The organism is bacterium (genome assembly GCA_030685015.1).
Classification (GTDB): domain Bacteria; phylum CAIWAD01; class CAIWAD01; order CAIWAD01; family CAIWAD01; genus CAIWAD01.
Genome location: JAUXWS010000030.1, coordinates 20,004 through 33,296, shown reverse-complemented (window position 1 = coordinate 33,296; position 13,293 = coordinate 20,004). Strand labels below are relative to the sequence as shown.

At 69.3% G+C, this 13,293-nt stretch carries 11 protein-coding genes; 6 read left to right on the top strand and 5 right to left on the bottom strand.

From position 1 onward, the window contains the following. Positions 1 to 342 precede the first annotated feature (342 nt). The 4 genes from Q8O14_03560 to Q8O14_03545 all read right to left on the bottom strand — a co-directional run bounded on the left by Q8O14_03560 (position 343) and on the right by Q8O14_03545 (position 3,885). Complete coding sequence (locus tag Q8O14_03560) at positions 343 to 921, bottom strand: hypothetical protein (GenBank protein ID MDP2359818.1); 579 nt, start codon at positions 919 to 921, stop codon at positions 343 to 345. A gap of 218 nt (positions 922 to 1,139) precedes the next feature. Beyond that, positions 1,140 to 1,595 (bottom strand): ferritin family protein, encoded by a 456-nt coding sequence (locus tag Q8O14_03555; protein ID MDP2359817.1) that lies wholly within the window; start codon positions 1,593 to 1,595, stop codon positions 1,140 to 1,142. Beyond that, positions 1,592 to 3,025, bottom strand: a complete 1,434-nt coding sequence (gene gltA, locus Q8O14_03550) for an NADPH-dependent glutamate synthase (protein ID MDP2359816.1) — start codon at positions 3,023 to 3,025, stop codon at positions 1,592 to 1,594. The genes Q8O14_03555 and gltA overlap by 4 nt, the downstream gene beginning before the upstream one ends. Beyond that, positions 3,022 to 3,885: a sulfide/dihydroorotate dehydrogenase-like FAD/NAD-binding protein gene (locus tag Q8O14_03545; protein ID MDP2359815.1), complete on the bottom strand. Its 864-nt coding sequence runs from the start codon at positions 3,883 to 3,885 to the stop codon at positions 3,022 to 3,024. Before Q8O14_03545 ends, gltA begins: the two co-directional genes overlap by 4 nt. A 158-nt stretch (positions 3,886 to 4,043) precedes the next feature. Here Q8O14_03545 and Q8O14_03540 point away from each other — a divergent pair, with 158 nt between their 5' ends. From Q8O14_03540 to Q8O14_03515, 6 genes are all read left to right on the top strand, one after another. Next, a complete protein-coding gene (locus Q8O14_03540; GenBank protein ID MDP2359814.1) occupies positions 4,044 to 6,008 on the top strand; it encodes a CHASE4 domain-containing protein in 1,965 nt (654 codons plus the stop codon). Continuing rightward, positions 6,005 to 8,551, top strand: coding sequence for a response regulator (locus Q8O14_03535; GenBank protein MDP2359813.1), 2,547 nt, complete (start codon positions 6,005 to 6,007; stop codon positions 8,549 to 8,551). Before Q8O14_03540 ends, Q8O14_03535 begins: the two co-directional genes overlap by 4 nt. Next, the gene (locus tag Q8O14_03530; GenBank protein ID MDP2359812.1) at positions 8,548 to 10,233 is read left to right on the top strand and encodes a response regulator; all 1,686 of its coding nucleotides are present in this window, start codon (positions 8,548 to 8,550) and stop codon (positions 10,231 to 10,233) included. Before Q8O14_03535 ends, Q8O14_03530 begins: the two co-directional genes overlap by 4 nt. Beyond that, on the top strand, positions 10,230 to 10,931 hold the full coding sequence (locus Q8O14_03525; GenBank protein ID MDP2359811.1) for a TorF family putative porin: 702 nt from the start codon (positions 10,230 to 10,232) through the stop codon (positions 10,929 to 10,931). Before Q8O14_03530 ends, Q8O14_03525 begins: the two co-directional genes overlap by 4 nt. Before the next feature lie 21 nt (positions 10,932 to 10,952). Then, positions 10,953 to 11,150, top strand: coding sequence for a hypothetical protein (locus tag Q8O14_03520; GenBank protein ID MDP2359810.1), 198 nt, complete (start codon positions 10,953 to 10,955; stop codon positions 11,148 to 11,150). A gap of 254 nt (positions 11,151 to 11,404) precedes the next feature. Further along, the gene (locus Q8O14_03515; protein MDP2359809.1) at positions 11,405 to 12,133 is read left to right on the top strand and encodes an acyl-CoA desaturase; all 729 of its coding nucleotides are present in this window, start codon (positions 11,405 to 11,407) and stop codon (positions 12,131 to 12,133) included. Between the two features lie 112 nt (positions 12,134 to 12,245). On the opposite strand, the gene Q8O14_03510 is transcribed toward Q8O14_03515, so the two are convergent. Beyond that, the gene (locus tag Q8O14_03510; protein ID MDP2359808.1) at positions 12,246 to 13,214 is read right to left on the bottom strand and encodes a hypothetical protein; all 969 of its coding nucleotides are present in this window, start codon (positions 13,212 to 13,214) and stop codon (positions 12,246 to 12,248) included. Positions 13,215 to 13,293 lie beyond the last annotated feature (79 nt).

Genomic DNA, 13,293 nt, shown 5'->3' with positions numbered 1-13,293 from the left:
CAAGGCGGGATCTCCCCAGCCAAGAACACCGTCCTTCACCGCACGATGGCCGGATCTACGCCGCCTGGACCTTGACCATCGGAGCTTTGCGATCCTGTGCCCGCTCGCCCTGTCCGGCGTCGCCTCCTATCCGGTTCTTGTTCATCCACCCGCGGTTTACGCTCCACGCGTCCTTCCCACGGTCGGTCGCCCTTCCGCAGCTGCGCTTCACTTCGCTCACGTTGGTCTGCTCACGGGAGGACTTGCACCTCCAGGACGGCGCCCACGCTGGGCGCACCACGGAATAGGCTGCCCCTCGGGGGGCAGCCTCCTTCCCTGTCCGCTGGGAGTCAGTTGGAACCGTCAGTACGTGCTGGTTCTGGTGTCCGGGGGAGGACCCGTGGCAATCAGATAGCGCGTGAAATGCTCCGCATTGGCGGTCAGCCTCACGATGCCGGGCATTTGTTCATCGATGACAGTGGGTATCACTTCATAGGTTCCATCCTCGCGATCGAGGAGGACGGTCAGCAGCGAGAGATCCACGCCCTCAAGGTCCTGGCGGAGGAGGCGGAACTGCATCTCCAACGGCAGCAGGAACTCGGTGCCGTCCGGGCCAAAATCGAAACCGAGGGCCGGCGGCACATCCGTGCCCAGCCAGCGGCCGGTGATCACCAGGGATTGGGCCACGCAGCCCCGCGGCGCCCTGAGCTGGAAGCCTGCCTGGTTGTGGTTGGCCGCGCGGCTCGGGTCAAGCGCCAAAGTGAAATCCCCGGGCCAGTCCGTGAGCGCCCCCTTGGCGGCCGGCGGGGTCAGGAGCCGCACCTGTTCGGCGTCCAGCAGGCGTACGGTGCCCTCTTCCTGCAGGGATGTCTGGGAACAGGCCAGCAGCAGCGGCAGCAACAGGATGGCCAAACGGTTGAGGGGGCGCGGGGATCTGTCCATGGATTCACCTTTTGGTTGACGGCAAGTCCTTTTGCGAACTCCATGCCAAAGGAAAGGGAACGGGATCCCCGTCACCCTAAATGATCCTTCACGTCTGGCCTGGGGTGCGTGAGCCTCCACCCCCAATCCGGGTCAAATGAGCCGGCAGGATGCCCTCTCTTCGATGCAAGGAAAAGGGCGCCCCGCGGCGCCCTGGATCCATCGGCTGTCACATCCCGTCAGTTGCCTTCCAGCACGCGCTCCTCGTATTCCGCCTCGAAGCGTCTCTTGTGGAGGCCCTCCTCCTCGGCCAGCCGCTCGAAGACGGACCGAATGGCCTCGTCGGGACTGAGGCGGGCCAGCTCCAGGTAGAGGTCGCGGGCGGCGGCCTCCCGCTTCATGGCGACGATGAGGGCCTGCGCCCAGTCCAGGTCCGCCGTGATCTCCGGCATGTCCACGTAGTCGGCGACCTTCAGGTCGCGCAACTCCCGGGGGCGGGCCTGGAAGCCTCCCCCGTCCCGCACGGTGATCAGTCGATCGCGGTGGCCCTTCTCCTCCTCCGCCATCTCGAGCAGGGCCTCCTTCATCTCGCGCCGCTGCATGCGGGCGGCCAGCTGCGTGTAGAAGCGGGCGGCCTCGATCTCGCGCTTGATGGCGAAGTTGAGGGCCTCCTCGACATTGGCGAACGCGGTCATGCCACCTCCCTGGCCATGATCTCCTCGTGGATGGCAAGGGCCGCCTGCTTGCCGGCACCCATCGCCAGAATGACCGTGGCCGCCCCGATCACGATGTCCCCGCCCGCGTAGACACCGGGCATGGAGGTGCGGCCGGTGGCCTCGTCAGCCACGATGTTGCCCCACTTGTTGAGCTTCAACTCCGGCGTCGCCTCGGTCAGCAGCGGATTGGCCCCGTTGCCGATGGCCACCACCACTGTGTCCGCCTCGATCTCGAACTCGCTGCCCTCCACCGGCACCGGGCGCCGGCGGCCGCTGGCGTCGGGCTCGCCCAGCTCCATGCGCAGGCAGGTGACGGCGCGGACATTGCCCTGGCCATCGTCGTGCAGGCGCACCGGATTGCAGAGGAGACGCATCTGGATGCCCTCCTCCCCGGCGTGGTGGATCTCCTCGCGGCGGGCGGGCATCTCCTCCATGGAGCGGCGATAGACGATGCTCACTTCGGCGGCGCCCAGGCGCAGGGCGGTGCGCGCCGCGTCCATGGCCACGTTGCCACCTCCGAAGACGGCCACCTTGCGCCCCGGCCGCACCGGCGTGTCGGCCCGGGGGAATTCATAGGCCTTCATCAGGTTGACCCGCGTGAGGTACTCGTTGGCCGAGTAGACGCCGTTGAGGTTCTCTCCCGGGATGTTCATGAAGTAGGGCAGCCCGGCGCCCAGGCCAAGGAAGACGGCGTGGAAGCCCTCCTCCTCCAGCAGCTCCTGGACGGTGATCATCTTGCCGATGACGGCGTTGTAGACGATCTCCACGCCCAGCTTCCGCACATAGTCCACTTCCGCCTCCACGATCTCCTTGGGCAGACGGAACTCGGGGATGCCGTACATGAGCACACCGCCCGGCTTGTGCAGCGCCTCGAAAATGGTGACGGCGTGGCCGCGCAAGGCCAGCTCGCCCGCCACCGTGAGGCCGGCCGGTCCGCTGCCCACCACCGCGACGCGACGGCCGGTGGGCGGCGGCAGCGCCGGAATGGCCACGTCGCCCTGGGCGCGCTCCCAGTCCGCGGCGAAACGCTCCAGGCGGCCGATCGCCACCGGCGGGTGCTTGCGGCCCACGATGCAGACCTGCTCGCACTGGGTCTCCTGGGGACAGACGCGACCGCAGATGGCGGGCAGGGCATTGTCCTGCTTGATGAGGCGGATCGCCTCGGCGAACTCGCCCTGGCGGATGGCCACCACGAAACCGCGGATGTCGATGCCCACCGGGCAGCCCTTGACACAGGCCGGATCCTTGCACTCCAGGCAGCGGCTGGCCTCCACCTGGGCCATCTGCGGCGTGTAGCCGATGGGGACCTCCTGGAAGTTGCGGGCCCGCACCAGCGGCTCCTGCTCCGGCATGGGCACGCGCGCCACCTGGCCCGGACGCGCCTTGGGCAGCGGGGTGACGGCGCTCATGGGCGGCTCCCTTCCTGCACGGCCTCGCGGCCGATCTGGCAGACATGGTCCGCCGCCATCGCCTGTCGCTCCTGGTCGGTGTAGGCCCGCTGCCGCTGCATCAGCTCCTGGAAATCCACGGCGTGGCCGTCGAACTCGGGTCCGTCCACGCAGACGAAGCGGCTGCGGTGGTCGACCGTGACCCGGCAGCCGCCGCACATGCCCGTGCCGTCCACCATCGTGGCGTTGAGGCTGACCACGGTGGGGATGCCGTGGGCACGGGTCAGCTCGCTCACGGCGCGCATCATCACCACGGGGCCGATCGCCACCAGTTCGTGGATCTCCTCCCCGGCGGCGACGAGCTCGGCGATGGCGTCGGTGACGAAGCCGGGCCGGCCCTTGCTGCCGTCGTCTGTGCAGACGATGAGCCGGTCGCTGGCGGCCGCCATCTCCGCCTCGAGGATGAGCAGCTCCGCCGTGCGCGCCCCGATGATGGAGATGACGCGGTTGCCCGCCTCCTTCATCGCCTTGGCGATGGGGTGGACCGGCGCCGTGCCGATGCCGCCCCCCACGCAGACCACCGTGCCACGCCGCTCGATGTGGGTGGGTCGGCCCAGGGGACCGGCCAGGTCGAGGATGGAGTCCCCCTCCTCCAGCCGTCCCAGTTCCACCGTGGAGCGGCCCACTTCCTGGAAGATGAGCCGGATCCAGCCCTGCTCCGGGTCGGCGTCGGCGATGGTGAGGGGAATGCGCTCCCCTTGCGGCCTCACGCGCAGCATGATGAACTGGCCGGCCCGCCGCTTGCGGGCGATGCGGGGCGCCTCGACCAGCAGGTCCTTGACGCCGGGGGCAAGGATGGTCTTGCGGATGATGGTGTTCATGCACTCCGTTCCACTTGTCGGGATTCAAGCCAAAAGATTAACAGCTTCGGCCCTGAACTCAAAGTCATATGAACAGTTAGTCATCTGAACCACCGCCCAGCACTGAAACTCATTTCCACCAGCTTCAACTCCATGTTCGAAGTGTCGATAGAGCACCTATGAAGGAGCCCGACAAGACCGGCGCCACGGGCGCCATGCACCATCCGGAGCAGGAGGCGCAGCTCACAGGGCTGCCCCTGCAAAGCAAGGTGGCCCTGCTCATCCTGGCCCTCTTCGCTTTCCTCATGGCCCTCAGTGTAGGCATCGGGCACCATTTCATCATGCCCAGCTTCCTGCATCTGGAGCGCCAGGAGGCGGAGCAGCACCGCGAGCGCGTCCTGCAGATGCTGGACCGCGAAGCCGAGCACCTGGTGGTGACGGCCTCGGACTGGGGCACCTGGACGGCCACCTGGCTCTTCCTGCAGGACCGCAACACGACCTACGTCGAGGAAAACCTGACGATGGATGCCTTGCTCGCCCTGCGGGCGGACATGCTCTACATCTACGACAGCACCGGCGTGCCGGTGTGGGGCATGGCCATCGACCGCGCCGCGGAGGAGCGGCGGCCCCTGCCGGAGCTGGACGGGCGGCCCCTCCCGGCCGGCCACCCTCTCCGGTCGAGCGGCAGGATGGACCAGTCGCCCAAGGGCCTCCTCATGACGGAGGGCGGCCCCGTGCTGGTGGGGGCGCGGCCCATCACCACCAGTGAAGGCACCGGTCCGGTGATGGGCATGGTCCTCTTCGGCCGCTTCCTGGACACGCTGAGCGTGGCCGCCCTGGCCGCCCAGGCCTGCCTCGACCTGCGCCTGCTCCCGGTGGAGGTGGAAGGCGACAGAATGAAGGGCGCCCCGGTCCCGGGAGACGACTTCATCCAGTCGGAGGGGGCCCTCACCACGGTGCGGCACCTGTTGCGCGATGTGGAGGGACGGCCCGTCCAGGAACTGCGGATCAGGTTGCCCCGCACCATCTTGGAACAAGGCCAGCGGGCCACGCGCATCGCCCTGGCCATGCTCTCGCTGGCCGGCATTCTCGTCCTGGGCGCCCTGCTGGCCGCCCTGCGACGCATGGTGCTGGAGCCGACCCGGCGCTTGACGGAGCACGCCGACCGCATCAGCCGCTCGGGCGTGCCGTCGCCCGCCTTCGACCGCGAGCGCCGGGATGAGCTGGGCCTCCTCGCCCGCCGCCTGGACGAGATGGTCATCCAACTGGGTGAGGCAAGGCGCCAGCTCCTGGACCAGTCCTTCCGCGCCGGCCGCTCGGAGATGGCGGCCGGCATCCTGCACAACATCGGCAACGCCCTCACTCCCCTCACGGTGAAAGCCGACCAGCTGCAGCGGGATATCCAATCCGCCCCGGTGGCCGATCTCGATCTGGCGCTGGGCGAACTGGCGGGGGGCGGCCTGGACGAGTCCCGCCGCGCCGACCTGCAAGCCTACGCCCTGCTGGCCCAGCAAGAGCTGCGGCAAGTCCTCGAACGCGCCCGCGGCTCCGCCGCCGCCGTGACGGAACTGGTCGGACACGTCAACCAGATCCTGACCCGCCAGGAATCGCACAGCCGCAGCGGCCAGGTCCGCGAGACGGTCGAGCTGGAGACCCTCCTCACGGATACGGCCGCCCTGCTGGACCCCGCCCTCAGCCGGCGGATGGAGATCCAACTGGACCCCTCCGTGCGGATCACAGGCAGTGCGCCGGTGGCCCGCGTCATCCTGCAGCAGATCCTCTCCAACCTGATGATCAACGCCGCCGAGGCCGTGGTCCGCGCCGACCGCGACCGCGGGAACCTGTGGATCTCGGCGCGGCGCGGGGAGGCGGGCCGCCTGGAGCTCCTCCTGCGCGACGACGGGGTGGGCATCGAGACCGGCCTGCTGGACCTCATCTTCGGCCGCGGCTTCTCCACCAAGGCGGCCCGCGCCGGGACCGGCCTGGGGCTCCATTGGTGCGCCAACACCCTGGGGGCGATGGGAGGCTGGATCCGGGCCGAGAGTGCGGGGGCCGGCGCCGGCGCCAGTTTCCGGATCAGCCTTCCCTGGGAGGACGACCAGCACGTGACGGCCATCCATCAACCGGCGCAGGTGAGCGCATGAAACATCGGGCCGACGTGGCGGAGCAGCCTCTGCGCATCCTGGCCATCGACGACGAGGCGGAGGTCCTGGCCGCCTATCAGGAGATGCTGGGCGGCCCCCGATCCGCCGGTGGCGGCCTTTCGGCCATGCGTGAGCGGCTCTTCGGCGCCGGACCGGCCCCCATCGCCGATGTGGGCTTCGAGCTTGTCTGTGCCCGCCAGGGCGAGGAGGCCGTCGACCATCTGCGCCGGGCGCTGGACGAGGAGCGGCCCTTCGCCGTGGCCTTCGTCGACATGCTGATGCCGCCGGGGCGGGACGGCCTCTGGACCTCGCGCGAGTTGCGACGCCTGGCTCCCGGGCTGGACATCGTCATCGTCACCGCCTACTCCAACGTGGATCCCCAGGAATTAAGCCGCCAGGTGCCCCCCGCCGAGCGCCTGCTCTACCTCCAGAAGCCTTTCCATCCCTTCGAGCTGCGCCAGTTGGCCACCGCCCTGGCCCGCAAGTGGCAGGCCGAGCAGCGGGCCCTGGAACTGCTCGAGGCCCAGTCCCGCGCCGTGCTGGCCGCCGAGCTGGCCAGCCGCGTCAAGTCCCAGTTCCTGGCCAACATGAGCCACGAGATCCGCACGCCCATCAACGGCATCCTCGGCATGTCCGAGCTGCTGCTGGCCACCACCCTGGACCAGCGCCAGCAAGGCTTCGCCGAAACCATCCACCGCTCGGGCGAGGGCCTGCTCCGGGTCATCAACGACATCCTGGACTTCTCCAAGATCGAGGCGGGCAAGCTCGAGATCGACGAGGCCCCCTTCGACCTGCGCCGCCTGGTGGAGGATGTGGGCAGCCTCTTCATGGTGGCGGCCGGACGCAAGGGCCTGGAGTTGGTCTGCCAAGTGGAGGCGGGAACGCCCACGCGCCTGCGCGGCGACGCCGGCCGCCTGCGCCAGGTGCTGACCAACCTGGTGGGCAACGCCGTCAAGTTCACCGAGCAGGGGGAGGTGGTGCTGCGCTGCGCGGGGGAGGCCGTCCCCGGCGAGGAGGGGGGCTTTCTCCTGCGCCTGGAGGTGCGGGACACGGGAGTGGGCATTCCGCTTGAGGCCCAGACACGCATCTTCGACGCCTTCACCCAGGCCGACGCCAGCACCACCCGGCGTTATGGCGGCACCGGACTCGGCCTCAGCATCTCGCGCCAGCTGGCCCGCCTGATGGGGGGCGATCTGGTCATGGCGAGCGAGGCCGGACGCGGCTCCTGTTTCACCCTCACGATCAAGGTCCAGCCGGAAGGCGACGGCGAGAGCGACGCGGCGCGGATGGCGGCTCGCCTGGCCGGCCTGCGCGTCCTGATCGTCGATGACAGTCCGACCAATCGCGGCCTGCTGGAGGGCCAGCTCCAGGGTTGGGGACTTGCCTGCGCCAGTGTCGCCGACGGCACCGCTGCCCTGGAGAGCCTCGCCCGGGAGGAGGCGGCGGGCCTTCCCTTCCACGCCGTGCTGCTGGATTACCTGATGCCGGGCATGGACGGCCTGCAAACAGCCCGGGCCCTCAGCGCCCGCCACGGGGCGGCCTCGCCCCGGATGGCCCTGCTCAGCTCCGTGGCGCTGTCCGGGGCGGAATGGCGCGAGTGCGGCATCGAATCCATCCTCAGCAAGCCCATCCGCCAGGCCGAGCTGCTGGAATGCCTGGCCAGCCTGAGCGGCCGTTGGGAGCGACCGGGCTCCCGGGCCGAAGCGCCCTCTTTCACGCCGATGGTCTCCACCCCCCTGTTCCGCGCCCGGGTCCTGGTGGTGGAGGACAACATCATCAACCAGGAGGTGGCGGCGCGCATGCTGGAAACCCTGGGTTCCTCCGCCGTCCTCGCCTCCCACGGCGCCGAAGCGCTGGAGATCCTGTCCCGCGACCGTTTCGACCTGGTGCTGATGGACTGCCAGATGCCGGTGATGGACGGCTACGAGGCCACCGCCCGCATCCGGCTCCTGGAGCGGGAGGGTCGGATCGACCCGCAGCGCGTGGTGGCATTGACGGCCAACGCCCTGGAAGGCGACCGGGAGCGCTGCCTGGCGGCCGGCATGGACGACTACCTCTCCAAGCCCTTCTCGCGCGGCATGCTGGCGGAGATCCTCGCCCGCTGGACCAACGGAGGGACGGCTCCCGCCCCGGGCGTGGTGCCGGCCAGGGCGACGCCCTCCACGGGCGACCAGGACACGCCCCAGGGCGCGACGCTGGATCCGCGCGTGCTGGAGACCCTGCGCGAGCTGCAAGTCCCCGGCGGGCCGGACCTGGTCAGCCGCCTCGCCGGCATCTATCTCGAGGAGTCGGCCAGACAGGTGGAGGCCCTGCGCGTGTCCGCCGAGCAGGGCGCCCTCGAGGAATGCGGGCGCCTGGCCCATGGGCTCAAATCCTCCAGCGCCAATGTGGGCGCCGTGCGCCTGGCCGCGCTCTGCCGCCAGGTAGAACAGGAGGCGCGGGAAGGGCAGCTGCCGGACCTGCCGGACCGCATCGGGGAGATCGTCGAGGAGCATGGGCGCGCCGCCGAGGCCCTGCAACGACTGCGGGAGACCGGGCGATGACGGCGGCACGGATCCTGGTGGTCGACGACGACGCCACCACGCGCTTCCTGGCTCGCAGCATGCTGGAGGCGTCCGGCTTTGCCGTGACCGAGGCGGCGGATGGCCGGGAGGCGCTGGCGCGCTTCCAGGAGGACGCCTGTGACCTTGTGCTGATGGACGGATTGATGCCCGTCATGGACGGCTTCGCCGCTTGCGCCGCCATCCGGAGCCTGCCGGGGGGTCGCCAGGTTCCGGTCATCATGCTGAGCGGCCTGGAGGACGAGCCCTCCCTGGAGCGGGCGGTGGCGGCAGGCGCCAGTGATTTCATGCGCAAGCCCCTTGACTACGCCTCGCTGGCCCGCCGGCTGCGCATGATGCTGCAACACCAGCGCGCCACCGGCGCGGCCCCGGCCGCCCCGCCGGCCCTGGAACGGTTGGTCTGCCTGGTGTCGCACGCCCTCCGCCACAGCGGGAGGCTGGCCGTGCTGGCCATCCACCCGGGTGGCCGCCCCTGGACCACCGGCGGAGACCTGCTCGAAGGGGATTCCTGGCGGGAGGCCGCCGTCCGCCTGCGCGACCAGCTGCGCCGTGAGGACAATCTCGACCAGGGCCCGGCCATGGGCGGGGAGGATGGGGACCAGGTCGCGGAGGTGGTGGTCGACAAGGCCTTTCTCGTCTTCCTGCAGGACCTGCGCACGCCCGCCGACGCTGCCCGCGTGGCAGGTCGCCTCTGCGCGGCCCTGGAAGCGCCAGGGAAGGATGGGACACGCCCCGCCGCCACCAACCCGCGGGTGGGCATCGCCCTCTTCCCGGAGGACGGGGCCGGGGCGGAGATCCTGGTCGAGCGCGCCCTCCAGGCCCTGCGCGCCACGTCCGGCGCGGCCGGGAATCCGTTTCACTTCCATGACAGGGAGAGGGAGGAGGCGGCCCGCCGCGAAGCGGAGCTGGTCGAGGCGGTGGGGGCCGTGCTGGAGGCGAGGTGCATGGAGCTGCGCTGCCAGCCGCTGCGCACGCCAAGGGGTGTGCTGCTGGGAGCGCGCCTGCAGCCCTGGTCCTCCCACGAACTGCTGCGAAGCCTTGCCCCGTCCGCGCTGATCTCCCTGGCGCGGGAGGGCGGCCGCCTTGCCAGCCTCTATCTGTCCCTGATCGACCAGGCGGCCGACCTGGCCACCGCCACCCGCGTATCGGGTCGGACGGCCCGGCTGGTCCTGCCGGTGCTGGCCGAGCTGCTCCCGGGCTCGGCGCTGCCCGCCGCCCTGCGCCGCCTGGTCTCGTCCGCCCACGACGGATCGTCCTGGCTGGAACTGGAGTGCGGCGACGACCTGCCTCGCTCCGGTGATGAGATCAGGCGCTTGCTGGAGCCCTACGCCATGCCGGGGGTGGTCCTCGCCCTCCCCCCGGCCGGGCTGGCCTCGCTGCTGGACGGTGGGCCGGCCCCCGCCACCCTGCGGCGCGTGCATCTCACCCTGGGCGGCGACCAACCGGGGCGGGCGGCCGGGGAGCATGTGCGCCAGCTGGCGCGGCTCGCCCAAGGGCTTGGGTTGGAGTTGCGGGTGGGGGGAGCCTTTGCTCCGGCATGGATGCAAGGCCTGGCCGATGCCGGTTGGGCCGAGGCGGTGGATGCATCCGCCGAAGCGGCCCTTCCGCCAGATCACTTCGTCAGCGCCTGCTGGTTGATGGAATTGCACAAGGAGACGACATGAAGATCCGCGACATGGTCCTTCTGGCCCTGATCGTGCCCTGGCGCCCCTCGGCGGCCGCTTGGGACCTGGAGCTGGGCGTGGTGTCGGACTATCTGGTCTACGGCATCAGCCAGACCGACGGCCGGCCGGCCCCCCAACTGGGCTGCGGATGGAGCCTGCCCTCCGGGCTTCATGCCGACGCCTGGTGCTCCACCGTCGACTATGGCGACGACACCTGGCTGGAGGCGGACCTGGGCGCCGGCTGGGCGGGCGAGACGCGGGGCCTGGGCTGGGATCTCGTGATCCAGCGCTACCACTACCTGGGATCCAGCCGCGAGGGGGATTACGGCGAAGTGGTCCTCAACCTGGAGCGGGGACCGCTGGCGCTGCTGGGCAGCTGGACTCCCGACTACGCGGGCAGCGGAGCGGATGCCGCCTACGGCAGACTGGCACTGGCCCTCCCCCTGGCACACTGGGTCGGCGGCGTGGCCTCATTGGGCGCCATGCGCCATTCCACCTCGGCCGCCCAGCAGCTCTACGGGAGCGGGGCGGACCGGCTGATGACCGACTGGAATCTGGGTCTGGCCGGCGGCCTTTCCCTCTTCGCATGGAGCCTGGCCTGGCACGACACGGACTCGCGCGGGCGCCGGGTGGCGGGAGACCTGGCGGGACGCCGCCTGGTGCTGTCTGTCAGCTGGAGCCTGTCCTCCGGCGAGTAATGCCTGGGTCAGGGAGAGACCATGAGCCACGTGCTGAGAATCCAACGCCTGGGCGACGAGGCCCGCTGTGTCCACGGACGACGACCGCCCCGCACCACCTGTTGCCGCGTGGTGGCGCCCGACCGGCGCGAGGGTCCGCGCTGGATGGGGATCGAGCCCGGGCCTGAGGTGGCCGGGCCAAGTGCCGCGAAGGCAACGGTAGGCCTGGATCGACCCTGAGACGGACCGCAATCCTGTGGCGTCCTCCGCCCGGACGAGTCCATCAGCGCCGGGCGGGCACTCAGCAACGGGCAGCTTCCCGCACATGCCGTCCGCTGATCCACCCGCCATTCACGAGACGCTGCTGAACGCGTGGGACACCCACCTGGACCACGGGAGAATTCGCCACGCAATGGATTTGCCTTGCGAAGACGGCCAGCCGCCCTATCTTGGATCAAGATGGTCCGAATTAATGTCCAAAGCCCGGATGGCCCATGGTGATCCTGCTGATCGTGCATTGGTTCACGTCGCTCTTCTTCCAGACCTTCTATCATCACCGCTACGCGTCGCACCAGATGTTCAGGCTGTCGCGGCGGACGGAACGGGTGATCCACGTCCTGGCCTTCCTCGCCCAGGGCCCCTCCTTCCTCAACCCCAGGGCCTATGCCATCCTGCACCGCCAGCACCACGCCTTCAGCGACACGGCGCGGGATCCCCACAGCCCCCTCAGGCACCGCACGGTGGTCGGCATGCTCAAGGACACGCTCGCCCATTTCGAGGCGGCGCGCCGGCGCGACGATCCCGAGCTGGAGCGCTTCGCGTCATGCACGCCGGATTGGCCGGCCTTCGACCGCCTGGCCGACACCTGGCCGACGTGCATCGGCATGGGCGCGCTGTGGACGGGGGTCTACGCTCTCTGGGCGCCTGCGGTCTGGTGCTTCCTCCTGCTGCCCCTGCACTGGCTGATGGGGCCAATCCATGGCGCCATCGTCAACTGGGCCGGGCACAAGTACGGCTACGTCAACCACCCCGACACGGACGACCACAGCCGCAACACGCTGCCGGTGGACCTCCTCATGCTGGGCGAGCTCTACCAGAACAACCACCATCACTCCCCCACGCGGCTCAACTTCGCCCACCGCTGGTTCGAACTGGATCCTGGCTACTGGGTGATTGTCCTGCTCGAACGACTGGGTGTCGTGGTGAGGCGGGGTCCGGCCTGACGGTGAGGGAAGACCACGGCGCGAGGTGTGACGTCACGGTCCCCGGCCGCCTTCAGCAAAGGGGGCAGGGCGCCGCCGCCCCGCCCCCGGTCGCACCAGGTTCTGTCCAGGTTCAGATCTTGAACTCGAAGTTGACCCGGTACCAGGTGTCGGGGTCGGAGCCCGAGGCCTCGTGGGAGATGGTCCGCAGGTTGGGGGCGATGACCAGGCCCTTGGCCGGCTTGAAGGCCACGCCGATGATGAGGTCGGTGAGGCCGTCGTCGTCCGTGTTCGTGTCCGGATCCACCATCGCCACGTTGGCGAAGAGATCCAGCGGCAGCCCGATGGGCAGCTTGTAGTTGCCGTAGAAGCCGATGATCTGCTCCGTCACGTCCACGGCGCCCGTGGTGGTCTTGGTGTCGAACTCGGCGCCCAGCCGCGCGCCCATGCCCGCCCAGCCGCCGAACAGGCCCATCACCGTCTTGCTGTCGTCGGCGCTGACCGGCTCCAGGCTGTAGACCAACCCCGCATTCCAGCCGTCCTTCTTGCTCAGCGCGGACTCGCCCGCCATCACCTGCAGCGAGAGCTTCTTGTACTTATCACTCTCGGCCTTCTTGAAGCCGCCTCCATTGGTGTAGAGCAAACTAGCCTTCACAAGGCCACCAAACTCATTGGCATAGCCCACGCCCATATCCGCGCTGCTGGAGAAGCCGTGCTCGTCCATCAGGGGCTTGGCCAGGAAGCGGTAGCCGAAGTTGGCCTCCTGCATATTGAACATGTTCATGCCCTGCATGCCGAAGGTCCACTTGCCCAGGCCCGTCTTCCAATCCACGCAGGCGTTTTTAACGAAGACCTCCAACATCTTGTCGCTGTCGTCGGCGCCGTCGTTCATGCGGCCCGCGTCGAGCTGAAGCCTGTAGGACAGGTTGTCCGCCGGCTTGTCCGTGATGGTCAGGTAGGCGCGGCCCGTCTCGAACTTGCCGTCCTCGGCCACGCCCTCGGTGGCGTTGTGCGTGTACTCGTAGAAGATCAGGCTGCTCAGGTCCGCCGCCTGGACGGCCGCCGTGGTCAGAAGAAGTCCCAACAGGATGCTCTTGCTCATGTGTGTCTCCTGGCTGAAAAATGAGAAGGATGATGTGCGGCGCCCATGAGACAGGCGCCGCACCTGCAACCGCCGGCGG